We start from the raw sequence: 26056 nt of genomic DNA, 5'->3' as shown, positions 1-26056 counted from the left end.
TCCGTGGGCCGTGCGCGCCCCCCGCGGCTCAGGCCGCGACCGGCACGCAGAGCCCGGCGAGTTCGTCCAGGGACAGCCCGAGCACCCGCGCCAGCGCCGCGACCGTGAAGAACGCCGGGGTGGGCGCGCGCCCCGTCTCGATCTTGCGCAGGGTCTCGGCGGACAGACCGGCGCTCGCCGCCACCTCCGCCATGCTGCGGCCACCGCGCGCCTCGCGCAGCAACCGTCCGAGCCGCTCGCCGCGTTCGCGCTCTTCGGGGGTCAGCGGGGTACGCACCATGCGCCCATTCTAATACCGGACCCCTCTTCCGTGACCGGTATAGTAATTGGGTGGAAGCGGTATAGTAATTGGCATGGTGGAACTGAAGACGGATCGATCGATCGACGCGATGCACACCGCGGGCCAGGTCGTGGGCCGCGCCCTCACCGCGGTCCGGAACGCCGCCCGCGTGGGCGTCTCCCTGCTCGAACTCGACGAGGTGGCACGCGGGGTCCTGCGCGACGCGGGTGCCACCTCGCCGTTCCTGGGCTACCGCCCCTCCTTCGCGCCGACCCCCTTCCCGGCGGTCGTCTGCGCGTCCGTCAACGACGCGATCGTGCACGGCATCCCGGACGCCTACCGGCTGCGCGACGGCGACCTGGTCTCCATCGACTGCGGGGCCGAACTGGGCGGCTGGGCGGGCGACTCGGCGATCAGCTTCGTGGTGGGCGTGCCGCGCCCCGCCGACCTGCGGCTCGTCGACACCGCGGAACGGGCGCTGGCGGCGGGCATCGCGGCGGCCGTGGTCGGCAACCGCATCGGGGACGTCGCACACGCGGTCGGCGCGGTGTGCCGGGCCGCGGGGTACGGCATCCCGCAGGGCTTCGGCGGGCACGGCGTGGGCCGCCGCATGCACGAGGACCCGCCCGTCCCCAACGAGGGCCGCCCGGGCCGCGGCATGCCGCTGCGCCACGGCATGGTCCTGGCCATCGAGCCCATGCTCATCGGCGGCGGCACCGACGGCTACCACGCGGCCCCCGACGGCTGGACCCTCCGCACGGACGACGGCTCCCGCGCGGCCCATGTGGAACACACGGTGGCGATCACGGATGCGGGACCGCGCGTCCTCACGGCCCGCGCGGAGGTCCGCACGGGATGAGGGCCGCCGGGCCGCCGGGACGCCGGCTGTCCCGGGACGCCGTGCCCCGTGACGCCGTACCCCCGTCGGAGGCGGAGACGGAGGCTGAGACGGCGCACGGCGTGCCTCGCCAGGGCGCAGGCGCGCCTCGGTGCGGCGTGCCCCGTACGGGCGTGCAGGACCGTGCACGGCCCGGCCGGCCATTCTGGAGGTGCCCGCCGGGGGCGATCGTGCCATCGTGATACGTGCAGCGCCGGAAGCGCCCCGAGGTGTGACCGGGTCCGGTCCGGGCACCCGGCACCGGCACGTCGACCCAGCGAGCGTGTCCCGGGCTCCCTGCGTTCTTGGCTTCGCTCGAACAGGGGACCCCCATCGGGACGCCGGAACGGATGGCCATGACCAGCGGGTTCACGGGTCCGCAGGGCTACGGCTCGGACCCCTTCGCAGAGTTCTTCGCACGTATCTTCGGCGGACAGCGTCGCGGTCCCCGGCAGATCGACCTCGGCCGGCTGATGAGCGAGCCGGCCCGGCAACTGGTCGCCGGTGCCGCGCGGTACGCCGTCGAGCACGGCAGCCGTGACCTGGACACCCAGCATCTGCTGCGCGCCGCGGTCGCCACCGAGCCGACCAGAAGCCTGCTGAGCCGCGCCGGCGCGGATCCCGACTCGCTGGCGACGGAGATCGACGAGCGCTCCGGGCCGGTCCAGCAGGACGCCGCAGCAGCGCAGCCGCCGACCTCCCTGTCCCTGACGCCCGCGGTCAAGCGCGCCCTGCTGGACGCCCACGAACTGGCCCGTACGAGCGGCACCGGCTACATCGGCCCCGAGCACGTGCTCAGCGCCCTCGCCGCGAACCCCGACTCGGCCGCCGGGCACATCCTCCACTCCGCCCGCTTCACCCGCTCCTCCCTGCCTCCGGAGCCCGGGGACACCACGCAGGCGCGCCCGGAGCGGCGTCGCCCCACCTCCACCCCCACGCTGGACAAGTACGGCCGCGATCTGACCGAGACGGCGCGCCAGGGCCGTATCGACCCGGTGATCGGGCGGGACGAGGAGATCGAGCAGACCATCGAGGTGCTCTCCCGCCGCGGCAAGAACAACCCGGTCCTCATCGGCGACGCGGGCGTCGGCAAGACCGCCATCGTCGAGGGGCTCGCCCAGCGCATCGCCGACGGCGACGTGCCCGACGTGCTCCTCGGCCGCCGGGTGTTCGCCCTGGACATGGCCGGGGTGGTCGCCGGCACCCGCTACCGCGGCGACTTCGAGGAACGGCTCACCACCATCGTGAGCGAGATCCGGTCGCACTCGGACGAACTCATCGTCTTCATCGACGAACTGCACACCGTCGTCGGCGCCGGCGGCAGCGGCGCGGAGGGCGGGTCCATGGACGCGGGCAACATCCTCAAGCCCGCCCTGGCCCGCGGCGAGCTGCACGTGGTGGGCGCCACCACGCTGGAGGAGTACCGCCGGATCGAGAAGGACGCGGCCCTGGCCCGACGCTTCCAGCCGATCCTGGTGCCGGAGCCGTCCGTCGCGGACGCGGTCGAGATCCTGCGCGGGCTGCGCGACCGCTACGAGGCCCACCACCAGGTCCGCTACAGCGACGAGGCGCTGATGGCCGCCGTGGAGCTGTCCGACCGCTATCTGACCGACCGCCATCTGCCCGACAAGGCGATCGACCTGATCGACCAGGCCGGCGCCCGGGTGCGGCTGCGCGCCCGGACGAAGGGCACGGACGTACGGGCGCTGGAGCGCGAGATGGAGCGGCTGACCCGGGACAAGGACCAGGCGGTGGCGGACGAGCAGTACGAGCAGGCCACGGCGCTGCGCGACCGCATCGCCGAACTGAAGGAGCGGATCGAGCAGGCCAGCGGCGAGAGCGAGGCCGACGAGGGGCAGCACCTGGAGGTCACCGCCGAGGCCGTCGCCGAGGTCATCTCCCGGCTCACCGGCATCCCGGTCAGCCGGCTCACCGAGGAGGAGAAGGAACGGCTGCTCGGCCTGGAGGAGCATCTGCACCAGCGGATCGTCGGGCAGGAGGAGGCGGTGAGCGCGGTCGCCGACGCGGTGCTGCGCTCGCGTGCCGGGCTGTCCAGTCCCGACCGGCCGATCGGCAGCTTCCTCTTCCTCGGCCCGACCGGCGTCGGCAAGACGGAGCTGGCGCGTGCGCTCGCGGAGGCGCTGTTCGGCAGCGAGGAGCGCATGGTCCGGCTCGACATGAGCGAGTACCAGGAGCGGCACACCGTCAGCCGGCTCGTGGGCGCCCCGCCCGGGTACGTCGGTCACGAGGAGGCGGGCCAGCTCACCGAGGTGGTGCGGCGCCACCCGTACTCGCTGCTGCTGCTCGACGAGGTGGAGAAGGCGCACCCGGATGTCTTCAACATCCTGCTGCAGGTCCTCGACGACGGCCGGCTCACCGACGCCCAGGGCCGCACCGTGGACTTCGCGAACACCGTCGTGGTGATGACCAGCAACCTCGGCTCCGAGGCGATCACCCGGCGCGGCGCCGGCATCGGGTTCGGGGCGGGCGGCGCCGAGGCGGACGAGGAGGCGCGGCGCGAGCAGATCCTGCGTCCGCTGCGCGAGCACTTCCGGCCCGAGTTCCTGAACCGCATCGACGAGATCGTCGTCTTCCGCCAGCTGACGTCGGACCAGCTGCGGCGCATCACCGACCTGCTGCTGGACAGGACCCGGCGCCGGCTGCAGGCCCAGGACGTCGCCGTCACGTTCACCGAGCGGGCCGTCGACTGGCTGGCGCAGCGCGGCTACCAGCCGGAGTACGGCGCCCGGCCGCTGCGCCGCACCATCCAGCGGGAGGTCGACAACCGGCTCTCCCGGCTGCTGCTCGACGGCCGGATCGGGCGCGGGGGCCTGGCCGTGGTGGACACCGAGGACGGCGAACTCACCATCCGCGCGGAGCCGCCCGCCCCGAAGGCCGCGGGTGAGGGGGGTGCCGCCCCGAAGGCGCCGGGCGGCACCCCGGCCCGCCCCGAAGGAGCCGGGGACGAGGCCGCCCGCCCCGAGTGAGCCGCGCGACCACTACGGCGCCGGCTGCACCACCATCGCGGAACCGCCGCCGCGGCGCACCGTCTCGGCGGCGGCCAGCCACCTGCCGCCGGGCAGCCGCTGCACACCGGTGGCCGCGCCGATCTCCGGGTTCACCTTGAAGGAGTGCCCGATCGCCTCCAGCCGAGCGCGCAGGGCGCTGTCGTACAGGCCCGGTTCGAGTTCCGTCTGCGCGGTGTTGCGCTGGCTGGCGCGCGGCGCGGCGATCGCGTCGACGAGCGGCAGCCGCCGGTCGAGGAACTCGGTCAGCGTCTGCAGCACGGTCGTGATGATGCTGGCGCCGCCGGGCGAGCCGAGGGCGACGACGGGCCTGCCGTGCCGGTCGAGCACGATCGTCGGCGAGATCGAGGAGCGCGGGCGCTTGCCCGGGCCGGGCAGGTTGGGGTCGTGCACGGCCGGGTTGGCGGGGGTGAAGGAGAAGTCGGTCAGCTCGTTGTTGAGGAGGAAACCACGGCCGGGGACGGTGATGCCGCTGCCTCCGGTCTGCTCGATGGTGAGCGTGTAGGAGACGACGTTGCCCCACTTGTCGGCCACCGTGAGGTGGGTGGTGTTCTCGCCCTCGTACGTCGTCGGGGCCGCCGTGCCTCCGGCCGCGCAGGCCGCCGGGTGGCGCGGGTCGCCGGGCGCGAGCGGGCTGGTGAGCACCGCGTCGTCCTTGATCAGGCACGCTCGGGAGTCGGCGTAGGGCTGCGACAGCAGTTCCCTGGTCGGTACGTCCTCGAAGGCGGGGTCGCCGACCCAGCGCCCGCGGTCCGCGAACGCGACACGGCTCGCCTCGATGAAGTGGTGCAGGTACTGCGCCTCGCTCGCCTTGGAGAGATCCGTTTCCTCCAGGATGTTGAGCGCCTCACCGACCGTGGTGCCACCGGACGACGAGGGCGCGATGGAGTACACGTCGAGACCGCGGTACGAGATCTTCGTGGGCGCCTGGAGCTTCGCCCGGTATGCGGCGAGGTCCGCCGCCGACAGCCCGCCCGGGCGCGCCTTCCAGCCCGACGCCGGGTCCACGGGCGGCTTGTCGACGGTGGCGACGATGTCCTTGCCGAGGTCGCCGTGGTAGAGGGCGCCCATGCCCTTGCTGCCCAGCTCCCGGTAGGTGCGGGCGAGGTCGGGGTTCTTGAAGGTGGAGCCGACGACGGGGAGCGCGCCGCCCGGCAGGAACAGCCGGGCCGTGGCCGGGAAGTAGCGGAAGCGGGTCTCGTTCGCCGCGGTCTGCGAGCGGAAGGTGCTGTCCACGGTGAAGCCGTCGCGCGCGATGCGTTCGGCCGGTTTCAGGACCGTGCCGAGGCGTTTGGTGCCCCAGGTGTCCAGCGCCTTCTGCCAGGTGGCGGGCGTGCCCGGGGTGCCGACGCTCAGCCCGCTGCTGACGGCGTCGGCGAAGGCGAGCGGCTTGCCGTTCTCCACGAAGAGCCGGGAGTCTGCGGTCAGCGGGGCCGTCTCGCGGCCGTCGATCGTGTGCACCGTACGCGTCTTGGCGTCGTAGTAGACGAAGTAGCCGCCTCCGCCGATGCCCGCGGAGTAGGGCTCGGTGACGCCGAGCGCGGCGGCCGTGGCGACGGCCGCGTCCACCGCGTTGCCGCCCTTTCTGAGGACCTCGATGCCGGCGGCCGACGCGTCCGCGTCGACGCTTGCCACGGCGCCGCCGTACCCCACGGCGACGGGCACCTTCTCCGGGGCGGACGTGGCCCGGGGCGGCGCCGCCGCTCCCACCGAGACCACGGCGGCTAAGACCGCCGGCACCGCCAGATTCCGCGTGACAGGGCGACGCATTCGTACCTCCAGTCAACGACAGTCCGCGCAGCGTAACCGCATGGCCATGGTCCCGTCAGTCCCATCGAACACCGGTGCGCGGCGGCCCGCTACCATGCGCCCCCATGAACGACGACGTGCGCAACATCGTCCTCGGGCTGATCGCCGCCGGTATCAGCGCCGCGCTCGGCTGGCTCGCCCGTACGTATCTGTGGAAGCGGAAACTCCGCCGCAAGCAGGCATTCTTCGGCCTGCCGGACAACGCCGAGTCGCTGCTGGTGGTCAACCGCGAGGCGGGCGCCGTGGAGCTGACGGTCCATCGCCACGACGTGTTCGCCCTGCTGGAGCTCTCCGCCCTCATCAAGGACTGCGGCGCGAAGGCCCAGGTCGTGCCGCACGACGCGGCCCAGCAGGGCTTCGGCGAGCGCACGGAGTTCTGTGTCGGCGGCCCCTCCTCCAACCGCCGTATGGCGGCCCATCTGCAGTCCCTGCTGCCCGGCGTCCAGGTCAACACCGACAGCGAACCCGGCCCGGACCGCGCCGCGTTCCAGATCGGCGGCGAGCGTTACCGGCTGGAGCCCGGGACGTCCGAGTACGTGATCCTCGCCCGGCTCACCGCGGACCAGGGGCGCGGTGCGCGGCCCGTCTTCCTCTTCTGCGGCCAGCGCGCGATCACCAACCAGGCGGCGACCCGCTACCTGGCCCGCCACCACGAGCGTCTGCACCGCAAGTACGGCTCGGGCTCCTTCGTGCTGCTGCTGAAGGTCGTCAACTCGCAGGCGTACGGCCCGGACGTGGTGGAGCTGGTGGGGGACGTGACCCGGGCCGCGCAGGCGCCCGCTCCGGTGCCGGCCGCCCGCACCTCCCACCGCGCCTCCTAGGGGATGCCTGCGGCCGGCCGCGGCCGGTGGTGCGGTACATCGGCATGGCGGGTGTACCGGGTACCGGGCACAACCCGTCCGGCGCGCAGCTGACCTTCTCCTCACCGGCGGGCGACCGTCCTGCGTGTCCGTTCCGCTGCGCGAGCAGTGATCTCCGGCTGCGGCCGGCCGGGCCTGGCCCTGTGAGCCGCCGCTCTTCTCCCCTACGGTCTCAGGCCCGTGGGGGGAGCCTCGCCCGGCAGCAGCGTCCCCGGTTCGGCCGCCGCGACGTCCACGGCCCCGGTCTTGGGACTGTGCCGCTCCCACCGGGACACCCACCGGGCGAACCAGGAGAGCAGCATGCACATCCCGATGTAGATCGGCGAGATCACCATCACCACGGGGATGAACGGCAAATCGTAGTCGAGGTTCGACGCGATGAGCTTCCCGGCGTGGAGGAATTCCTCGTATGTGATCAAATAGCCGAGCGAGGTGTCCTTCAGGGCGACCACCAACTGGCTGATGATGGCGGGCAGCATCGCCCGCACGGCCTGGGGCACGAGGACGTACGACATCACCTGCGTCTTGCGCATGCCCAGCGCGTAGGCGGCCTCCCGCTGGCCGCGGTCCACGGAGTTGACGCCGGAGCGGAAGACCTCGGCGAGCACCGAGCCGTTGTAGAGGGTGAGCCCGGCGACCAGCGCGGGCAGGGGCTGCACCTTGAGCGCCACGAAGATGAAGAAGATCATCACCAGCAGCGGCATGGCGCGGAAGAACTCGACGACGAGCGTGGACGTCCACCGCAGCGGAGCATGGTCGGAGAGCCGTCCGGCGGCGAGCAGCCCGCCGAGGGCCAGTGACAGCACCGCGGCCGTCGCGAACGCCTTGAGCGTGTTGCCGAGGCCCCGCAGCAGCAGCTCCTGGACTCCCCGGTACTCGAAGGGCATCCACTTCGTGTAGGTGAACTGGCCGGTGGCCAGCAGCAGGTACACGACCCAGGCGGCCGTCCCGGCGAGGGCGGCGGTGGCCAGGGTGCCGTAGACGCGGTGCCGTCGCCGGGCACGGGGGCCCGGGATGTCGTACAGGGCCGGGGCCTCGGCGCCGGAGGCGGTCATCGGGCGACTCCCCAGTGGCGTTCCATCAGATTGAAGAGCGCGCTGATGGCGAGGGTGATGATCAGATAGCCGACGGCGATCCAGACGAACGTCCAGATGATGTTGTACCCCAGCTCGCTGAGGGTCCGGTATGTGCCGAGCAGTTCCGTGACGCTGAACGCCCCCGCGATCGCCGAGTTCTTGACCAGCGCGATCAGGATCGACCCGACCGGCGGGACGACCGTGCGGAACGCCTGCGGCAGGACCACCAGTGTGAGGGTCTGCCCGAAGGTCATGCCGAGGCTGCGGGCCGCCTCCCCCTGTCCCGCGGGCACGGTGTTGATGCCGGAGCGCAGCGCCTCGCAGACGAACGCCGAGGTGTAGCAGCCGAGCGCCAGCACCGCGAACAGCTGGAAGGGCAGCACGAGACCGAAGCGCGGCAGTCCGAGCAGCACCGCGAAGAACAGCAGGGTGAGGGGGGTGTTGCGCAGGACCGTCACCCATGCGGTGCCGAACGCCCTGAGCGGGCGGACGGGGGCGACCCGGCAGGAGGCCGTCACGAAGCCGAGCGCGAGCGCCAGCAGGGAGGAGTAGACGGTGAGTTCGACGGTGCCGAGGAATCCCTCGGCGAAGGTGGGGAAGTTGTCCGTCAGTACGTTCACGGGTACCTCGCTCAGCTCGCCGGATAGCGGTCGATCACGGGCGGGGCGGGCGCGGGCACGCCGGACAGGCCGAGCGTCGCCTCGTACGCCTTTCGCCAGTCGCCGTTCTTCTCGCGGGCCCGCAGGGCGTCGTCCAGGGCGAACCGGAGTGCGGTGTCGCCGCGCGGGACGCCGATGCCGTACGGCTCCTTGGAGAAGGGCCTGCCGGCGACGCGGAGTTCGTCGGGGACCTTCGCCGCGTAGCCGATGAGGATGGCGTCGTCGGTGGTGACGGCGTCGACCTGGTAGGTGAGCAGATTGTCGACACAGACGGAGTAGGTGTCGTACGCGACGAGGACCGCCTTCGGGTAGTCCTTCCGGATGCGCTGGTAGGGGGTCGAACCGGCCGCCGAGCAGACCCGTTTGCCGTCGAGGTCCCGCGGGCCGTCGATGCCGTGCTCGCCGCGGCGGACCAGGAGGGACTGGCCGGCCATGTAGTAGGGGCCGGCGAAGCCGACGAGCTTCTTGCGCAGGGCGTTGATGGTGTAGGTGCCGACGTAGTAGTCGACCTGCCCGTTCTGCAGGGCCGTTTCCCGGTTGGCGGAGGCGATGGTCTTGAAACGGACGGTCCCCGGGGCGAATCCGAGGGAGGCCGACATCATCTTCGCGATCTCGATGTCGAATCCCGCGTACCTGCCGGTCGCGGGGTCCCGCTCCCCGAGGTACGGCTGGTCCTCCTTGGCGCCGACGACCAGGTGGCCGCGCTTCCTGGCCCGCCGCCAGGTGGGCGAGTCCGGCAGCCGGACGTCCCGCGCCACCCGGTAGTGGGGGAGCCTGTCGGTGGCGGGTCCCTTGGTGGGCGGGCTGCCCTCCTTGCCGCAGGCGGCGAGGAGCGCCGCGAGCGCCGCCAGGGCGAGGCACGCGCGTGCCGGACGGGTCATGGATCACTCCCCCGGTCAGTGCTTGAGGATCTTGGAGAGGAAGTCCTTGGCACGGTCGCTGCGCGGGTTGGTGAAGAACTCCTCGGGGGTGCGGTCCTCGACGATGCGGCCGTCGGCCATGAAGACGACACGGTTGGCGGAGGCACGGGCGAAGCCCATCTCGTGTGTGACGACGACCATGGTCATGCCGTCCCGGGCGAGTTGCCGCATGACCTCCAGCACCTCGTTGATCATCTCCGGGTCTAGGGCGGAGGTGGGTTCGTCGAACAGGAGCGCCTTGGGGTCCATGGCGAGGGCGCGGGCGATGGCGACGCGCTGCTGCTGGCCTCCGGAGAGCTGCGCCGGGTACTTCGGGGCCTGGGAGGCGAGGCCGACGCGGTCGAGGAGCGCGAGGGCGCGCCGCTCGGCGTCCTCCTTCCTGCGGCGGCGGACCTTGACCGGGGCGAGCGAGACGTTCTCCAGGACGGTCTTGTGGGCGAACAGGTTGAAGGACTGGAAGACCATGCCGACATCGGCACGCAGGCGTGCGAGCGCCCTGCCCTCCTCGGGGAGCGGCCGCCCGTCGAGCTTGATGGTGCCGGACTGGATGGTCTCCAGCCGGTTGATCGTTCTGCACAGCGTGGACTTGCCCGATCCCGACGGGCCGATGACCACGACCACCTCCCCCCGGCCGACCGTGAGATCGATGTCCCGGAGAACGTGCAGGTCGTGGTACCACTTGTTCACGCCGTCCAGTTCGATCAGCGGATCGACCGCCATGCCCAGCCCGCCCTAGTCGCTCTCAGCCGTGTCGCAGGTGCCGCAAACTATCCAGACGGACACGGACGTGATGCGCGACACGCACTGTCCGGCATTAGCCGTATTTATGACGCGCGGGTGCCGGGCGCGCGGGTGCCGGGCGGATGCGCGTGCGGGGCGGGCCGGGGTTTCAGTTCTCCGCGACCTCGGCGTACACCTGCGAGAGTTCGGGGGCGCCGGTGGCCGCCCAGGTGTGGCCGTCGACGACCACGTCGATCTCACGGCCGGAGCGCAGCCGCACCACGGGGTGGCCGCTCGGCCAGATCTCCCAGGCGGCGCCCGGGACGGTGCGCACGATCACCGTGCCCAGGTACAGCCCCGCGTCGTTCCCGAGCCAGGGCAGGGTCTCCTCGTCGTCGCGCCAGCGCGGCAGGAGCTGGTCGAGGGCCTCCAAGGAGGCGGCGGAGTCGTCGAGTTCGACGCCCGCCCGGCCGGCGTGGGAGCGCAGCAGCTCGCACTCGGAGAGGAGTTCGGTGACGCCGCTGGTGTCGCCGTCACCTTCGGAGAACACCGCGACGCCGAAGGCGGGACCGTGCTTCTTGCGCCACTTGCCCAGGAAGGAGATGTTCATACGCCCAGCCTGACACCGCCACGGCGGGTGGCACCACAGTGACACCGCGGTCGATGTGCGCTACACCTCCAGGTCCACCACCACCGGCGCGTGGTCGGACGCTCCCTTGCCCTTGCGCTCCTCCCGGTCCACGTACGCGTCCTTGACCGCCTTCGCGAACGGCTGGTTGCCGTAGACCAGGTCGATGCGCATGCCGCGGTTCTTGGGGAAGCACAGCTGGCGGTAGTCCCAGTACGTGTACGGGTGGTCGTACTTGAGCGGGCGGGGGACGACGTCCGTCAGGCCCGTCTCCCGCAGCGCGGCGAGGGCGGCGCGCTCGGCGGGGGTGACGTGGGTGAGGCCCTCGAAGACCGTCACGTCGTACACGTCGTCGTCCGTCGGCGCCACGTTGTAGTCCCCCAGCACCGCGAACGGTCTGCTGCCCGCCGCGTCACCGGCGACCGCCGCCCTGAGTGCCTCGAACCACTGGAGCTTGTAGGCGTAGTGCGGGTGGTCCACCTCCCGGCCGTTCGGCACGTACACCGACCAGACGCGGACCGGGCCGCAGGTCGCGGAGACGGCACGGGGCTCCTCGACGCCCTCGTAGCCGGGGCCGCCGGGCAGGCCCTTGACCACGTCCTTGAGGCCGACGCGGGAGAGCACCGCGACGCCGTTCCACCGGCCGGTGGCGTGGACCGCCGCCTCGTACCCCAGGTCGCGCAGCTCGTCGTACGGGAACTGCTCCTCCGCGATCTTGGCCTCCTGCAGGCACAGCACATCCGTGCCGCTGCTCTCCAGCCAGGACAGGAGCCTCGGGAGACGGGCGGTGATCGAGTTCACGTTCCAGGTCGCGATGCGCATGCCTCACAACCTACCGGGCGGGTACGACAACGCGGCGGGCCCGCTGGCGGGGCGGCGGGGGGGCCGCCCGCCGCACCCGCCCTCAGACCTCCGCCGACGCCCCCGGCGTCAGCCTCAGGTGCTCGGCGCCGCCCAGCGCGCCGATCTGGTTGTCGTAGATCGGGCGGGCGAGGTCCGTCAGGAGGGCGTCGTGGATGTCGTAGGCGCGCCGCGGGCGGACCTCGCGGACGTAGTCGATGACCTCCGCGATCTTGTTCCAGGGGGCCATCACCGGCAGCATCAGCGTCTCCACCGGCCGGTCGGGGACGGTGAGCGCGTCGCCCGGGTGGAAGACCTTGCCGCCGTCGATGAGGTAGCCGACGTTCGTGATGCGGGGGATGTCCGGGTGGATCACGGCGTGCAGCTCGCCGTGCACCTGGACGTCGAAGCCCGCGGCGGTGAAGGTGTCGCCGTGGCCGACGGTGTGCACCCGCCCGGGGAACGCCGCCGAGATCTTCCCCGCGACGGAGGCGAGGGTCCAGATCTCGGCGCCCGGGTTGGCCTCCATCCCGGTCCGCAGTCGCTCCTCGTTGAAGTGGTCGAGGTGCTCGTGCGTGACCAGGATGGCGTCCGCGCCGACCGCGGCGTCCTCCTCGCTGAAGGTGCCCGGGTCGATGACGAGGGTGCGCCCGTCCTTCTCCAGCCGGATGCAGGCGTGCGACTTCTTCGTGAGCTTCATGGGTCCATCCTGCCTCCCGCCGCAGTGGCCGGGGCGCGCTCAGGCTGGTGCTCCCACTGCCCGGATGGCGCTCACTCCTGGGGCGTGGTCTCCTCGCGGACGACCTGCTGCGCCACCTTGAACGCGCTGTTCGCCGCCGGGACACCGCAGTAGACCGCCGCCTGCAGCAGCACCTCCCCGATCTCGCCCGGGGTGAGTCCGTTGCGCAGGGCCGCCCGCGTATGGGCCGCGAGTTCCTCCAGATGGCCGCCCGCGACCAGCGCGGTGAGCGTGACACAGCTGCGGGTGCGGCGGTCCAGACCGGGCCGGTCCCAGATCTCGCCCCACGCGTACCGGGTGACGAACTCCTGGAAGTCCCCGGAGAAGTCGTCCGCCGAGGACAGCGCCTGGTCGACGTGCGCGTCGCCGAGCACCTCACGGCGGATCTTGATCCCCGTGTCGTACGGGTCGGGCCTGCCGGCGGGCTCGGGCGGGGCCGGGGGCGGGGCGATCTCGGCCACGGGTGCCACCGGCGGCGGCGCGGCCAGCACCGGCTTCACCGGAGGCGCCATGATCGCCGCCATCTGGCCGGTCGCCGCGTCGAACGCGGGCTGCCAGGCGGTGGAGAAATGGCGGACCAGCAGGTCGGTGACCGCGGCGGGCTGCTCGACCGGCACCAGGTGGGAGGCGCCCGGGACGACCGCGAGCCGGGCGTCCGGTATCCCGGCGACCAGGGTGCGCGCCTCGGCGGGCCCGGTGACCTGGTCCTCGGACCCCACGAGCACCAGCGTCGGCACGCCGATACGCCCCAGTTCGGCCCGCACGTCGAAGGCCGCGAGCGCCTCGCAGGCCGCGATGTAGCAGCCGGGGTCGGTGGTGCGCACCATCTGCACCGCCCACTCGGTGATCGCGGGCTGCGCGGCCGCGAACCCGCCGGTGAACCAGCGCTCCGGGGCGGACCGGGCGATCGGGTCGAGCCCGTTCGTCCGGACGATCACGCCGCGCTGGCGGAACTCGTCGGCCGTGCCGAAACGGGGCGACGCGGCGATCAGGACGAGTGACGTGAGGCGTTCGGGGTGACGCAGCGCCAACTCGGCCCCGACGGCGCCGCCGAGCGCGCAGCCCGCGTAGCCGAAGCGCTGCACGCCGAGTGCGTCGAGGGTCGCCAGCAGCCGGGCGGTGAGGTCGGTGACGGAACCGGCCGGATGCGCGGGGGCGCCGCCGTGACCGGGCAGGTCGAACCGGAAGACCCGCCACTGCTGGGCGAGTTCGGGGACCTGACGGTCCCACATGTGCCAGGTGGTGCCCAGGGAGGGGCCCAGGATCAGGACGGGAGCCTCTTCTGGCCCGTCAAAGCGGTATTGCAGGGTGTTCGACGGTGTCTCACTCACGCCTCAGACCCTCTCACGTATCACGGACGCCCCTATAACGCGGGGGCGCGGGAAACCGGTCTGACCAGGTTAAAGACCTCGCGGGCGGCATACCGCTTGAGGCATCGGATGATCTCACGGCGGGTCTTGCCCTCCTGGGTGCGGCGTTCGTAGTACGCCTGGGTGCGCGGGTCGTGGCGCAGGCGGGTGAACACGATGCGGTGCAGGGCGGCGTTCGCCTGACGGTCGCCGCCGTAGTTGAGCCGGCGCGTGCTCCGACGGCCCGACGAATACTCGACGGGGCTGACTCCGCAAAGCGCAGCAAAGGATGCCTCAGTGTTCAGCCGCTCGGGGTTGTCTCCCATGGTGATCAGCAAGGTGACTGCGCTGTCCGGGCCGATGCCCACCGGTACGAGTAGCTGTGGGGCGTGGTGTTCGACGAGCTGGGTCAGGCGTTGGTTCAGCTCATTGATCTGCCCGGTGAGCTGTTCGATACGCTCCGCGAGCATTCTCAGGGTCATGTGGGTGGCCTGGGCCACCGCGTTCTCGCCGTCGCCTGGCCCGAGGCGTGCGCAGGTGCGGAACAGCTCGCGGTTGCCCAGGCTCGACAGTCGTTCCCGCAGTGCGGGATCGGCGATGACCAGGACGGCTTTGAGCTGGTTGATCGCCTGGGTACGGGCCTTGACCGCGGAGTCCTTGGCGAGCTTGAAGATCCGGGCGCTGTGCACCGGACCGTCGCCGGACTTGGCCCGGGCCCGGGCGCGACCGCTGAGCACGGCTCGCGCTGCGGCCTGCGCATCGAGCGGGTCCGACTTGCCGAGCAGACGGCGGGCCGTGCGGTCGGGCCGGTTCACTTCGAACACCTGGATCTGCTGGGTCAGCAGGTAGCGGGACAGGCCCGCGCCGAAGGTGCCGGTGCCCTCCACGCCGGCCCGGCGCACCGTCCCCTGCTTGCGGGCCCACACGAGCAGCCGGCGGTAGCCAACGGCCGTCGCCGGAAAGGACTCTGTGCCCAGGGCCTTCCCCAGCGGGGAGACCACGGCGGCGACGTGAACTTCGCCGTGCGTGTCCACACCCAGGACAACCTCGCGCCGAACGGGAGGATCCGTGCTCGAGGAGGTGCTGCGCTGTCGGGTCGTCATGATGGTTCGCCTCCCACGTGTGACGTGCTGGCTGGGTGAACGGCACCGGCCTGCTCGGACGGTCTGAACCGTGATGGCGAGGCCCGTCTGTGAGAGGAGTACCGCAGGTAGATCTCCGGTCGGGGTTCGGGGCGGCCGCTCAGACCTCGCCGAGGAGTTATCTCCCGCACAAACGCTGCCTCTGCCGGCCGAGTTCGGGAGGAGAGTCACCGGTGACCCGAAATGATCGGATCGGTGGGTTCGACGGCCATGTATGTCTCGGCCGTTCTCGCCTCCAGCACCCCGCCTCTGGCTTCGGGCCCTTCCACCACGAGGGGAGCACCGCGCAGGAGTCCGGCCGGCACCTCCTGGGTTCTGTACGCGTTGGCCATCTCCCGCCTGACCGTCACCAGTCGCTCGTCCTCGCGCTCGTAGAAGGTGCGCCGCGCTTCACGGCTCATCTCCTCACGTTCCTCGTCCGCCCCGCGCCGCACGAGGAACGGGGCCGCAGGGAACAGGGGCTCCTCCGCTGGGATCTCCGTCTGCATCTGGTGCAGATGGGCGCAGGCCGCGTACAAGCCACGCGACAGGCCAAGGTGGAGGCCAATACCGGGGATACGCCCGACCACGAACTCCTGCACTGCCAAGGGATGTTCCTGCCGAATCCGCTCGTAAGGCACCCCTTCGGCCAGCACACGCCCGCGTAGATCGCGGGTACCGGCATCTAGTGGCTCTGCTCCATAGGTCGACCCGTAATTGATCCGGCGGCGTTTGGCCGTTGGGCCTTCTCGCGAGGATCGCATTCGTTACCAAAACAGGACTCGGAAGCCCTTCCGAAAGTTTTGATTTTGTGATACTCTGTCAAATTGTTGGGTTAATGTCCGGCATCATGATGAACAAGGGACAACCCAGCCAGACAGCTCTCATGTCGGCCGCAGCACGCGCGGCACACCTCCTCGTCGACGAGACTCCCTCGATCTTCACCGACACCCTGGCGCAGACCTTCCTGGGTGAGCGTGCTGAAGAACTCCTTGGCTACCACCGGTCCTATGGTGGGCACCCTGTCCTGTCCGGCGCGCGGACGACGGCCGTTACCCGCAGCCGCTACACCGAGGACCGACTGGCCGAGCTGGCCGGCCGGGGCGTCGACCAGTACGTGGTCCTCGGTGCGGGGCTGGACTCCTTCGCTTACCGGTCGGAACTTGCCGACGCCGTACGGGTGTTCGAGGTGGACGAGCCGACGACCCAGCACTGGAAGCGGGCGCTGCTGGTTGAGACGGGGACGACGGTGCCACCGTCCGCCTTCTTCGTCCCGGTCGACTTCGAGAAGGAGTCCGCCCGGTCACTTACCGATCACCTCGTGCGGGCCGGCTTTGACCCGGGTCGCCCCTCGCTTGTCAGCTGGCTCGGGGTCACGATGTACCTGACCTCTGAGGCGATCAGGCAGACCCTGGCCGTCATCAGCGGCTTCGCACCAGGCACAGAGCTCATCGTGGAGCACCTCCTCCCTGCCGGACTCCGCGACGAGGCAGGTCAGTCGTATGCGGAGCTGGTCATGGCAGCGGCGGCCGAGCAGGGCGAGCCCTGGCAAACTTTCCTCAGCATCGAGCAGATGGACGCCCTCCTGCTCGAGCACCGGCTCCAGCCGATCGAGTACGCCCGGCAACGCGAGACGATCGACCCTGCAGAGTGGGAACGTACCGACGCGCTCCGCCCGTTCGAGTTGTCCGTCCTCGCCCGTGCGAGCGTCCCCACCCGCTAGGCGGTCCCAGCCCGGTAGGCCGAGCCGCTAATTGATCTGGTGGCTGTGGGCCGACAGGCTGCTCCCAAGAGCGGATCTTGGAGGTGGCCGTGGGGCGTCGACCGAGTGTGTTCGTCCGGCCGGTGACCATGGAAGAGGGCCGGAAGCTGCAGCGGATACCGCCGCAGTCCGCCTCCGTCCGACACTGCCCCGTCACCTGCCTGGCGCCGTCGTACCGGCAGTGCCGCGCACTTTTCCTGCCAATGGCTCGTTGAAACACGCGGGACACCGATCGGCTCTGGCCCGCTGACCACTGCGGCAGACGGTAAGGGCCCGGCGTCCCGAAGCCGGGATGCCGGGCCCTTACCGGGGCGCGCGATCAGGCGGGGCGGATGTTCTCAGCCTGCGGGCCCTTCTGGCCCTGCGTGACGTCGAACTCGACCTTCTGGCCCTCCTGCAGCTCGCGGTAGCCCTGGCTGGCGATGTTGGAGTAGTGGGCGAAGACGTCGGGGCCGCCGCCCTCCTGCTCGATGAAGCCGAAGCCCTTCTCGCTGTTGAACCACTTCACTGTGCCCTTGGCCATGGCTGTCTCCTTGCGGGAAACCGGGCACGCACTCTGCGCGACCGGGAGGTGATCGCCCTGGTCCGGAGAGGCGCTGAACAGCAAGGACGCCCGTGAGGCGATCACGGGCGAACGGAACTTCGGAACCACGACTGCTGATCACAACGCTATAACGGCATGACGGAAGCCGCTAGCGAAAACGCGCCAGCATCCGGGCCGAGTTCCATGGGGCACCGCATCGGCTTCCTGCATGGCGGGCGGGGGCGGCGAGCGCTTCGGGGACAACCGCCATCACCGCACTGCCTGGAGGCGGCCGGACGGGCCGGGCTCTGTCTGCCCGGCGAAGGAAGCTGCCTCGGGGACGTCTCAGCCCACTTGCTCCTGAGCGCCGAGGGCACCCGAGTCTCGACTACTGCGAGTGGACCAGTGCCGGGGCCCGCCGGGAGGCAGCGAACGGCGGAAAACACGACCGGGTGCACGAGATCTTCTCCAGCACCGGGCGAACGGTTCGGCCACGGAAGGTCGTACCGCTTTCACCGCTCCCTGTCCCCGGTCGCCGGCGTGATCCGATCGTGCCGAGGCACCCGCTGCGGGTGCCCCGCTCCGTCGGGAAAAGGAGATCGCACAGGCGATGGATCACCCTGTCCCACTCTCCGGGTACCGTCAGGGTATGAGTCATCCGCACCCCGAGCTGAAAGCCGCCCCACCCCTTCCTGAAGGAGGGCTGCGGGTCATCGCCCTGGGCGGCCTGGGTGAGATCGGCCGCAACATGACCGTCTTCGAGCACGCGGGCAAGCTGCTCATCGTCGACTGCGGCGTGCTGTTCCCCGAGGAGACCCAGCCCGGCGTGGACGTGATCCTGCCGGACTTCACCTCGATCCGGGACCGGCTGGACGACATCGTGGCCGTGGTGCTGACCCACGGCCACGAGGACCACATCGGCGGCATGCCGTACCTGCTGCGCGAGCGCTCCGACATTCCCGTCGTCGGCTCCAAGCTGACGCTGGCGTTCCTGGAGGCCAAGCTCAAGGAACACGGCATCCGTCCGCGCACGGTGCGGGTGCGGGAGGGCGACCGGCGCGGCTTCGGGCCCTTCGACTGCGAGTTCGTGGCGGTCAACCACTCCATCCCAGACAGCCTCGCGGTCGCGATCCGCACAGGCGCCGGGATGGTGCTGCACACCGGCGACTTCAAGATGGACCAGTTCCCGCTCGACGACCGCATCACCGATCTGCGCGCCTTCGCCCGCCTCGGCGAGGAGGGCGTGGACCTGTTCCTCACCGACTCCACCAACGCCGAAGTACCCGGCTTCACAACCTCCGAGCGAGAGCTGAACCCGGCGATCGAGCAGGTGATGCGCACCGCGCCGCGCCGGGTCATCGTCTCCAGCTTCGCCAGCCACGTGCACCGCATCCAGCAGGTCCTGGACGCCGCCCACCAGCACGGCCGCAAGGTCGCCTTCGTCGGCCGGTCGATGGTCCGCAACATGGGCATCGCCCGTGACCTGGGCTATCTGAAGGTCCCCTCCGGTCTGGTCGTGAGCACGAAGGAGCTGGAGAAGCTCCCGGACCACAAGATCACTCTGGTGTGCACCGGCTCCCAGGGCGAACCGATGGCCGCGCTGTCGCGGATGGCCAACCGCGACCACATGATCCGCATCGGCAAGGACGACACCGTCCTGCTCGCCAGCTCCCTCATCCCCGGCAACGAGAACGCCATCTACCGGGTGATCAACGGACTCACCCGATGGGGCGCCCACGTGGTCCACAAGGGCAACGCCAAGGTGCACGTCTCCGGGCACGCCAGCGCCGGCGAACTCGTCTACTGCTACAACATCGTCAAGCCCCGCAACGTGATGCCCGTGCACGGCGAATGGCGCCACCTGCGGGCCAACGGCGACCTCGCCATCCGTACCGGTGTCGACCCCGACCGGGTCGTCATCGCCGAGGACGGCGTCGTCGTCGACCTCGTCGACGGGCGCGCATCCATCACCGGCAAGGTCCCCGCAGGCAACGTCTACGTGGACGGCATGGAGGTCGGCGGCGCGACCGAAGCGTCCCTCAAGGACCGCCTCACCCTCGCCGCCGAAGGCGTGGTCACGGTGGTGGCGATCGTCGACGCGGACACCGGCGCCCTCGCCGAGGCCCCCGACTTCCTGGCCCGGGGCTTCGTCCACGACGACACCACCTTCGAACCGGTCATCCCGGTCATCGAGAAGACCCTGGCCACCGCGGCCGAGGAAGGCGTCGGGGACGCCCGCCAACTCGAACAACTCGTCGCCCGCGCCGTGGCGAACTGGGCGTTCCGCACCCACCGCCGCAAGCCCCTCATCATCCCCGTCATCATCGACGCCTGAGCCGCGGCCCGGCAGCACGGTCCGCGGTTCCGGTGGCGGCCCCGCGAGCATCGAGGTCGGGCACGCCCGGACCGGACGGTGGCGAAGCCGCCGGGCTCGACGAGGCGGATCACCTCGCCGTGGGCGGCCGGCAGGTCCGCGAGGGAGTCGGTGTTGCGGGCGACGGCCCTGTCGCCGCGTTCCAGGGCCGCCTGCGCAAACTCGCGGCCGAAGCCGCGGGAGGAACCGGTGACATGGCGGCCATGCACCCCGCTCAGATGTTGCACCAGATCGGACAGCGTCCACTCGGGGCAGGTCGGCACCTGCACGTCGTGGCTGGGCACGGAGGCGACCGCTGCCCGGAACGCGACCGTCTGTGCGTCGTTCAGCCGCAGCAGGACGGGGAACGAATGTCCTTGCCACGCGGATGCCTACCGTCACCCCGGACGGCCGCAGTCGCTTTTCACAGCGATACAGGGGCACGCAAGGCGCGCAAAATCGGCCGCGTACCTCGGACAAGGCAGTGCCCTCATCCCGGAATTCCAGTTCGGCGGCGCCACCGACCCGAGCCAACCGCATCTGGGCCATTCCCCCAGGCGAGTCCCCGGCTACGCCCCACCCGCAACGCGCGCACGGGCATGCGCACGTCGCGGGCCACAGCACGGGACGCGCGAGTCGATAGCGCGAGTGCCGGTGAAGCGGTTAGATCGCGGGACTCATCGACTCAGCCGCCGCTCTTGCGCCTGAACGACCGCTGGCTCGCAGCCGGGCCGTGCGCCGAACGCACCTTCGATGCATCGGACTTGGCGGCAACATCAGCGGCATCCGCCTGCGCACCGCGCTTGCGCGCCAGGGCTTCGCGGAACTTGCGCTTGAGGTCGTAGTTGCCGTCGCTGTCCGGCTCCAGAGGGGACGTCTCGGGGGCAGCCGGCTCCGAACCTTCCGTAGATACGGGCTCTGCGGTCATGGTGACCTCCTGGGTTCGGGGGGTGAGCAAGCACAGCTTGTCATGCTGGGCGCAGTGCAAGGCGCCGGCAACATCATCCTGCTCCGTTTCGGCGGGCATCCCGCTCGCGGCCAAAGGCGTTGACTTCGTAGGTGAGGCACACAGGACGGCTTCGGGCCGGGCCGAGGGTTTTCGATCCCGTGGCCAGGCTGCCAGGGCAACGGCTCTCAGCCGTTGCGACGCACGAGGGCGGCCCTGCGGGCCTCGGCGAGCTTGCGGGCCTCGCCCGCCTTTCGGGACTTGCCGTCGGCGCCACGGGAGGTGCCCTTGCTGGTGCCGAGGCCGCGGAAGGGAGCGTTGGTGTTCTTGGGTCCCGGGACGGCGGGCTCGCCGTCGAGCGGGATCCCGGAGGGAGTCTTGGCGCCGGTGATCCGGCTCAGCTCCGCCTCGCCCGAGCGCACCTTGGTGACGGTCGGCTCGATGCCGGCCCCGGCCATCATGCGGCTCGTCTCACGGCGCTGGCCCGCCAGCACGAGCGTGACCACGCTGCCGGACTCACCGGCGCGGGCGGTGCGGCCCGCCCGGTGCACATAGTCCTTGGCATCGGTGGGCGGGTCGACGTTGACCACGAGATCGAGGTCGTCGACGTGCAGGCCACGGGCCGCGACATTGGTCGCCACCAGAACGGTGATCTGGCTGTTCTTGAACTGCGCCAGGGTCCGTGTGCGCTGTGGCTGGGACTTGCCGCTGTGCAGGGCCCCGGCGTGCACCCCGCTGGCCCGCAGATGCCGGGTGAGCTGGTCGACGGCGTGCTTGGTGTCGAGGAACAGCAGTACGCGGCCGTCGCGGGCGGCGATTTCCGTGATGACGGCGTAGCGGTCAGGGCCGTGGACGACCAGAACGTGGTGCTCCATCGTCGTGACTGTGCCCGCAGCCGGGTCGACCGAGTGGACGATGGGGTCGTGGAGGTAGCGGCGGACCAGTTGATCGACGTCGCGATCGAGAGTGGCCGAGAAAAGCATCCGCTGACCGTCGGGGTGCACCTGGTCGAGCACGTCGGCAACCTGCGGCAGGAATCCCAAGTCGCACATCTGGTCGGCCTCGTCCAGCACGGTGATTCTCACCCGTCCCAGGCGGCAGGCGTTGCGCTCGATCAGGTCGTGCAGGCGTCCGGGGGTGGCGACGACCACCTCGGCTCCCTGGCGCAGCGCGGCGACCTGCCGGCCGATCGACGTTCCGCCGACGACCGTGGCGATCCGCAGCCGCAGTGCCTCGGCGTACGGCGCCAGCGCCTGGGTGACCTGTTGGGCCAGCTCCCGGGTAGGCACCAGGATCAGAGCACGGGGCTGCTTCGGTTCCGCGCGCCGCCCGGCCGTCCGTGCGAGTAGCGGCAGGCCGAAGGCGAGCGTCTTGCCTGATCCGGTGCGCCCGCGTCCCAGGATGTCGCGCCCCTCCAGGGCATCGGGCAGTGTGGCGGCCTGGATCGGAAAGGGTTCGCGCACCCCGAGTTCGCTCAGTGTCCGCAGCACCTCCGTCGGCAGTTCCAGACCGGCGAAGGTGACGGCCGGAAGCAGCGCCGGGGTCGTTGTCCCAGGCTGGGCGGGACTGCCGTGAGCGATGCCGGAGTCATTGGGATGCTTCATAAACAGCCTTCCGCAAGGGAACGTACCGAGGAAGGCCCGGCAGGTTTGAACAGCCCACGCACAAGCCGAACGGAACAGACAGAATCGCCCACCGCGACGACCACGCAAGCGCGTGAGACTAACACACGGCATAACCTCGCGCCGCTGATACCGATCGCCCCTGTGTACGGGGCTGGCAGCGGGTCAGCCTGGAACAACCGTTCCCCTTGGAGAACGGCCCCACCCCACGGGCGAGCTGTCGAGCCACGCATCGAGCACGGGATCTGACTCCCGTGGCCGACCGGGAGGACCGGCACTGCCGTTTGCTGCCCGAGGAGTTCCCCGACTATCGGCTGATGCTCGCGTCACTGGGCGAGGTCACCACCCGTGTGACGGTCTAGGAACTACTCCTGCGAGCCCTGGAAGAACACCCCGGCGAGGGCATCGCGGCAGACCGCTGACGCAGGCGATCACGGCGCCAGGGCAGAGGAGACCACACACACGGAGCGCGCGGCGTCCAGCGGCTCCTGCAAGCCGGCCACCACGCAGCGAAGCCGGTGCCTCGCCGACCGGCACACCGCGTCATCCCGAAGGAATGCGAAACTCGAATTCGGGACGGTCCCACGGCACGGCGGGCGGGTTCGCAAACGCGGTCCCGGTCCGCACCGCACCAACACGGTGGTAGAAGTCCTCGGCGGGAAGATGCGACACGACCATGACACGGTCGAGCCCGGCGGCACGAGCCTCGGACTGCATGTGCGCCACGAGCAGCCGTCCAATACCCCGTCCTTGCACGTCGTCGGCAACGAACAGCAGGTCGAGCTCCGCTGGAGCAAGGACGAGCGAGTAGAACCCGAGGACCCGGCCTCCCTGCTCGTCGGCGCCGACGGCCACAAAGGCGCGGTGGGCCTCAATGTAATCAGGACCGACCCGGTAGCCCGCGACTGCGGCTGCGTACCTACCCTCGTAGGCGCCTGAGCCACGCACGAGCCGCGTGAGCCGTTTGGCATCCCGCGCAACGGCCCTCCGTATCGTGACCGGCTGGCCGATCGGGGAAGTGCGTGAACTCATCGGGAGAGTATTTCGCACCGGAGCGTGCCGCCGTGCGGCGGGTCGGCTGCTCGGGCAGGATTCCTGCACCGCTCCCGGGAACCGTCTGCTCAGGCCCGATCGACCATGTCACTGCCGCCGCATCGACCGCCGCCGACAGCAACTGGGACGCCCGAACCGCTGCGGAGGAGCTGGATAACGGGGTGGTCAACCGCTGCTTCCCCTGGGTCTGCCGCAGCGAGGGCCAGCCTGTGCAGGACGACTTCAGGCTGGCCTCGTGAGCCGCACCAGGAGACGTCGTACTTTGCACCAGCAAACGGATGTGTCCTGGTTGATCGCACCAAGTCCCTGGGGCGTGTGTGGCGCATCGGCCGTCACGCGTGCCGTCGCTGTGTCCTTGCTTCGGGTGGCTCCCAAGAGGACAACCGAGTGCAACGGCGCCCGCGCCGGCGTTGTAACCCACCTGTTCGGAAGCCCCGCGAGGCCGCACCCGCGGGGCTTCTCGTCGCACACCGCTCTCACGCGCCTATCACCGACTGCGTCGACTCCCCGGGACCAGAACGCCCTGACCCGGCATTACGCACTCATCTTGGACGGGCATGGACGCTCACGGACGGTCTCTGCCTCACCCGCAGGCATCGGCCGGCCGGAGGCCAGGAAGGACCGGAACCACGGCGCGTACGGTCGCTCTTCCTCGATGCCGACGCCGAAGGTGTGGACCTCGTCTACGGCCGACGGGCACGACAACCTTGCTTCGCCGCCGCCCCTTCCCCGCCCCGCGCAGGATGGGCCATGGTCACGGCTCGTCCTCGGCGTCCGGAACCGGAGCCACCGGGGCGGTCGTGTCGTCGGCGGTGAGCGGGCCGTTGCTCGTGACGATCGACGCCAGCGGGTACAGCGGGCTGTCGCTGCCGCGCAGGGCCAGCAGCGGCATGCCGTCTTCCTGGCGCTGGCCGAGGTAGAGCCAGGTCTGACCGTGCTCGTCGACCTGGCCGCGAGTGAGGTCGTAGATCCGGCCCCACAGGCAGAACGGCTCGCCTCCCGCCTCCTGCGCCCGCTGGAACAGCTCGGGAACCTCGTGGGCCGTCAGGTGGACGTCGACACCGTCGATCCGTCCGGCGGCGATCTGCGCGTATCCGGCCGTCCTCGTCGGAACGTTGCGGGGCGCGCCGATCGCGTTCAGCCAGTACTCCCAGTCGCTGAGCGACAGAGCCCGGATGGCGACGGTGACGCGCTCGTGGTCGGGGGCGATCTGCAGGACCTCGAACCGGCCGGCGTGCTCGTCCTGCAGGCGTGCCGCAACGGTGACGGCCCGGACGTGCGCCTGGCCCCAGTCGGCCGGCCGCTGGTTCGTGGTGTCCGCCGGCTGGGCGGCGGCCGGCCGGATCGGCAGTGCCCGGTCCGCGTCGCGCACGACGCTCAGCGCGAGCCGCCTCGCCCCGGGCTCGGGGTGCTGCCGGACGCGGGGCAGGGCGATCGCGCCGCGGACCATGAGGCTGACAGGCGTGGGGCCCGGGGCCGGTCGGTGCTGCGGCTCCTGCTCCCCGCCGTCACCGCCGAGGATGCCTCGACGGCGCAGGGCGTTGGCCACGCGCATCGCCGCTTCGCTCGGGTAGCCGCAGTCCTCGACGATGGCGTCGACGGCCACCTGGTACGCCTCAGGCGGGTTCCAGTGCGCTTCCGCCTGCTCGCGCAGCCATTTGAGGGCAGCGGCGCCGCCGGCCTCCACCAGGCGGCCCCGGGCCTCCAGATCGGCCACGAAGCCCTTGGCGAACCGGCCCAGGCGCTCGGCCAGTTCCCGCTCGACGTCGGCAGGGGTCTCGGGTGCGGTCGTCATGCGGCCACCTCCGCGTATGCCTTGCGCAGGGAGTCCAGCGCGCGGTACTGGAGGGTCTTCACCGCGCCTGTGGTGGATCCGAACATGCTGGCGGTCTCGGTGACGGACAGCTCTTGGAAGAACCGCAGCCGGAGGACCTCCTGCTGCCGCGGAGTCAGCTGACCCAGCGCAAGGCGCAGTTCGGCCTCGTCCAGGGCCGACAGGGCGCATTCCTCCGCCGTACAGTCGGGTGCGTTCCAGAAGTCGGACACGGCGGCGATGTCGCCGACGAAGATCAGGCGCCGGGTGGCCTGGTTCCTGTGGTAGTCGATCACCGCATTGCGGGCGATCCTGCAGAGCCACGCTCGGATCGAGACACCCTTCCACCGGAATGTGCCAATCTTGGACCAGGCCCGCAGGAAGACGTCCGCAGTGAGGTCCTCGGCCAGCGTCGGATCGAACCTGACGTGGCAGCGGATGTAGCTGGCGACGGGCTCGTGGTGGAATTCATACAGCTTGCCGAACGCCTCGCGGTCACCTTGCTGTGCACGGGTGATGAGGTTCGGTTCGCTCCTACTGAGGTCTCCCGGTACGGCGTCAGCCTTAGCGGTCAAGGCGTACTCCCGTTCATGAGTGGGTGGGCTGTGGTGGGCCGGCGATGGACGAAGGGCCCGTTCCCGGCCCGGGGGCGGCCCCCTTGAGCTCTGGCCTGGCCCCGCGGGGACACCAGGCCTGGGGCGGGCCTCCGCCGTCGGCGCGGGACATTGGCACGCCGCCGGGCCTGCGGGTCGTCGTGGACGCGGTCGTCGAGCCGACCGCGGTGGGCGCCGTGCGGAGTCCAGGGCGTGGTCGGGCCCGCCTCCTTCACGCGGGCCGGGAGCCGGTGGAGCATCGGCGTGCCGACACCGGTGTGCCGAGCCGCATCGGTGACGACGTCGTCACCGAGCGTCTCGACCCTTGACAAGGGCCTGCCCGTGTTCAAACGGAGCATGGTCAGGGAAAGCCCTCCGAAAGGACTTGCACTCGTGTGACTAACTCGCATGCATGCAACTTAGGCAACTTGCTTACCTGCGCGCAAGTTGCACCTCTCGAGTACCGAGAGAAGTAATTTGATCCGTA

At 70.7% G+C, this 26056-nt stretch carries 23 protein-coding genes and 1 pseudogene; 6 read left to right on the top strand and 18 right to left on the bottom strand.

The features are described from left to right. Positions 1 to 28: 28 nt before the first annotated feature. Entirely contained in the window at positions 29 to 280 is a 252-nt protein-coding gene (locus ACZ79I_RS32840) for a helix-turn-helix domain-containing protein (RefSeq protein WP_471502285.1), read from the bottom strand. A 73-nt stretch (positions 281 to 353) separates the two neighbouring features. On the opposite strand from ACZ79I_RS32840, the gene map reads away from it, so the two are divergent. After that, positions 354 to 1139: a type I methionyl aminopeptidase gene (gene map / locus ACZ79I_RS32835; RefSeq protein WP_471502283.1), complete on the top strand. Its 786-nt coding sequence runs from the start codon at positions 354 to 356 to the stop codon at positions 1137 to 1139. Positions 1140 to 1513: 374 nt separating this feature from the next. Then, the gene (locus ACZ79I_RS32830; protein WP_471502281.1) at positions 1514 to 4144 is read left to right on the top strand and encodes an ATP-dependent Clp protease ATP-binding subunit; all 2631 of its coding nucleotides are present in this window, start codon (positions 1514 to 1516) and stop codon (positions 4142 to 4144) included. Between the two features lie 12 nt (positions 4145 to 4156). On the opposite strand, the gene ggt is transcribed toward ACZ79I_RS32830, so the two are convergent. Further along, complete coding sequence (gene ggt / locus ACZ79I_RS32825) at positions 4157 to 5953, bottom strand: gamma-glutamyltransferase (protein ID WP_471502279.1); 1797 nt, start codon at positions 5951 to 5953, stop codon at positions 4157 to 4159. Between the two features lie 104 nt (positions 5954 to 6057). Between ggt and ACZ79I_RS32820 the strand changes: the two genes are divergently transcribed. Continuing rightward, a complete protein-coding gene (locus ACZ79I_RS32820) occupies positions 6058 to 6813 on the top strand; it encodes a hypothetical protein (protein ID WP_471502277.1) in 756 nt (251 codons plus the stop codon). 203 nt (positions 6814 to 7016) lie between these two features. Here the strand turns inward: ACZ79I_RS32820 and ACZ79I_RS32815 are convergent, their stop codons facing one another. The 10 genes from ACZ79I_RS32815 to ACZ79I_RS32770 all read right to left on the bottom strand — a co-directional run bounded on the left by ACZ79I_RS32815 (position 7017) and on the right by ACZ79I_RS32770 (position 15512). After that, positions 7017 to 7907, bottom strand: coding sequence for an amino acid ABC transporter permease (locus ACZ79I_RS32815; RefSeq protein WP_471502275.1), 891 nt, complete (start codon positions 7905 to 7907; stop codon positions 7017 to 7019). Further along, entirely contained in the window at positions 7904 to 8548 is a 645-nt protein-coding gene (locus ACZ79I_RS32810; protein ID WP_471502273.1) for an amino acid ABC transporter permease, read from the bottom strand. The genes ACZ79I_RS32815 and ACZ79I_RS32810 overlap by 4 nt, the downstream gene beginning before the upstream one ends. Before the next feature lie 11 nt (positions 8549 to 8559). Next, positions 8560 to 9468, bottom strand: a complete 909-nt coding sequence (locus tag ACZ79I_RS32805) for a glutamate ABC transporter substrate-binding protein (RefSeq protein WP_471502271.1) — start codon at positions 9466 to 9468, stop codon at positions 8560 to 8562. Positions 9469 to 9483: 15 nt separating this feature from the next. Further along, on the bottom strand, positions 9484 to 10227 hold the full coding sequence (locus ACZ79I_RS32800) for an amino acid ABC transporter ATP-binding protein (RefSeq protein WP_471502269.1): 744 nt from the start codon (positions 10225 to 10227) through the stop codon (positions 9484 to 9486). Positions 10228 to 10396: 169 nt separating this feature from the next. After that, complete coding sequence (locus tag ACZ79I_RS32795; RefSeq protein ID WP_471502267.1) at positions 10397 to 10837, bottom strand: DUF6278 family protein; 441 nt, start codon at positions 10835 to 10837, stop codon at positions 10397 to 10399. Between the two features lie 60 nt (positions 10838 to 10897). Continuing rightward, complete coding sequence (locus tag ACZ79I_RS32790) at positions 10898 to 11677, bottom strand: exodeoxyribonuclease III (protein ID WP_471502265.1); 780 nt, start codon at positions 11675 to 11677, stop codon at positions 10898 to 10900. A gap of 82 nt (positions 11678 to 11759) precedes the next feature. Further along, on the bottom strand, positions 11760 to 12395 hold the full coding sequence (locus tag ACZ79I_RS32785; RefSeq protein ID WP_471502263.1) for an MBL fold metallo-hydrolase: 636 nt from the start codon (positions 12393 to 12395) through the stop codon (positions 11760 to 11762). A 71-nt stretch (positions 12396 to 12466) separates the two neighbouring features. Further along, positions 12467 to 13765 carry a bifunctional 3-oxoadipate enol-lactonase/4-carboxymuconolactone decarboxylase PcaDC gene (pcaDC, locus tag ACZ79I_RS32780; protein WP_471502261.1) on the bottom strand — a complete coding sequence of 433 codons (1299 nt, stop codon included), beginning with the start codon at positions 13763 to 13765 and terminating at the stop codon, positions 12467 to 12469. Positions 13766 to 13797: 32 nt separating this feature from the next. Beyond that, entirely contained in the window at positions 13798 to 14886 is a 1089-nt protein-coding gene (locus ACZ79I_RS32775) for an IS110 family RNA-guided transposase (protein ID WP_471502259.1), read from the bottom strand. A 206-nt stretch (positions 14887 to 15092) separates the two neighbouring features. Beyond that, positions 15093 to 15512 carry a hypothetical protein gene (locus ACZ79I_RS32770; protein WP_471502257.1) on the bottom strand — a complete coding sequence of 140 codons (420 nt, stop codon included), beginning with the start codon at positions 15510 to 15512 and terminating at the stop codon, positions 15093 to 15095. A gap of 230 nt (positions 15513 to 15742) precedes the next feature. Here ACZ79I_RS32770 and ACZ79I_RS32765 point away from each other — a divergent pair, with 230 nt between their 5' ends. Continuing rightward, positions 15743 to 16627, top strand: coding sequence for a class I SAM-dependent methyltransferase (locus tag ACZ79I_RS32765; RefSeq protein WP_471502255.1), 885 nt, complete (start codon positions 15743 to 15745; stop codon positions 16625 to 16627). 358 nt (positions 16628 to 16985) lie between these two features. On the opposite strand, the gene ACZ79I_RS32760 is transcribed toward ACZ79I_RS32765, so the two are convergent. Further along, the gene (locus ACZ79I_RS32760) at positions 16986 to 17189 is read right to left on the bottom strand and encodes a cold-shock protein (RefSeq protein ID WP_014670069.1); all 204 of its coding nucleotides are present in this window, start codon (positions 17187 to 17189) and stop codon (positions 16986 to 16988) included. 649 nt (positions 17190 to 17838) lie between these two features. Here ACZ79I_RS32760 and ACZ79I_RS32755 point away from each other — a divergent pair. Beyond that, positions 17839 to 19524 carry a ribonuclease J gene (locus ACZ79I_RS32755; protein WP_471502253.1) on the top strand — a complete coding sequence of 562 codons (1686 nt, stop codon included), beginning with the start codon at positions 17839 to 17841 and terminating at the stop codon, positions 19522 to 19524. Between the two features lie 703 nt (positions 19525 to 20227). Here ACZ79I_RS32755 and ACZ79I_RS32750 read toward each other — a convergent pair. Both ACZ79I_RS32750 and ACZ79I_RS32745 read right to left on the bottom strand, forming a co-directional pair. Beyond that, positions 20228 to 20470, bottom strand: a complete 243-nt coding sequence (locus tag ACZ79I_RS32750) for a DUF5302 domain-containing protein (protein WP_053663526.1) — start codon at positions 20468 to 20470, stop codon at positions 20228 to 20230. 206 nt (positions 20471 to 20676) lie between these two features. Then, positions 20677 to 22092, bottom strand: coding sequence for a DEAD/DEAH box helicase (locus tag ACZ79I_RS32745; protein WP_471502251.1), 1416 nt, complete (start codon positions 22090 to 22092; stop codon positions 20677 to 20679). A 281-nt stretch (positions 22093 to 22373) separates the two neighbouring features. Here ACZ79I_RS32745 and ACZ79I_RS32740 point away from each other — a divergent pair. Then, positions 22374 to 22469 (top strand): annotated as a pseudogene (locus ACZ79I_RS32740) (MerR family transcriptional regulator); the annotation flags it as partial. A 184-nt stretch (positions 22470 to 22653) separates the two neighbouring features. On the opposite strand, the gene ACZ79I_RS32735 reads toward ACZ79I_RS32740, so the two are convergent. The 3 genes from ACZ79I_RS32735 to ACZ79I_RS32725 form a co-directional block, all read right to left on the bottom strand. Beyond that, on the bottom strand, positions 22654 to 23142 hold the full coding sequence (locus tag ACZ79I_RS32735) for a GNAT family N-acetyltransferase (RefSeq protein ID WP_471502249.1): 489 nt from the start codon (positions 23140 to 23142) through the stop codon (positions 22654 to 22656). A gap of 775 nt (positions 23143 to 23917) precedes the next feature. Beyond that, positions 23918 to 24958, bottom strand: coding sequence for a BN159_2729 family protein (locus ACZ79I_RS32730; RefSeq protein WP_471502247.1), 1041 nt, complete (start codon positions 24956 to 24958; stop codon positions 23918 to 23920). After that, the gene (locus ACZ79I_RS32725; protein ID WP_471502245.1) at positions 24955 to 25551 is read right to left on the bottom strand and encodes an RNA polymerase sigma factor; all 597 of its coding nucleotides are present in this window, start codon (positions 25549 to 25551) and stop codon (positions 24955 to 24957) included. Before ACZ79I_RS32725 ends, ACZ79I_RS32730 begins: the two co-directional genes overlap by 4 nt. Positions 25552 to 26056: the final 505 nt, after the last annotated feature.

This window comes from Streptomyces sp. PSU-S4-23, from assembly GCF_055632315.1.
This window is presented reverse-complemented; position numbering and strand designations above follow the sequence as displayed.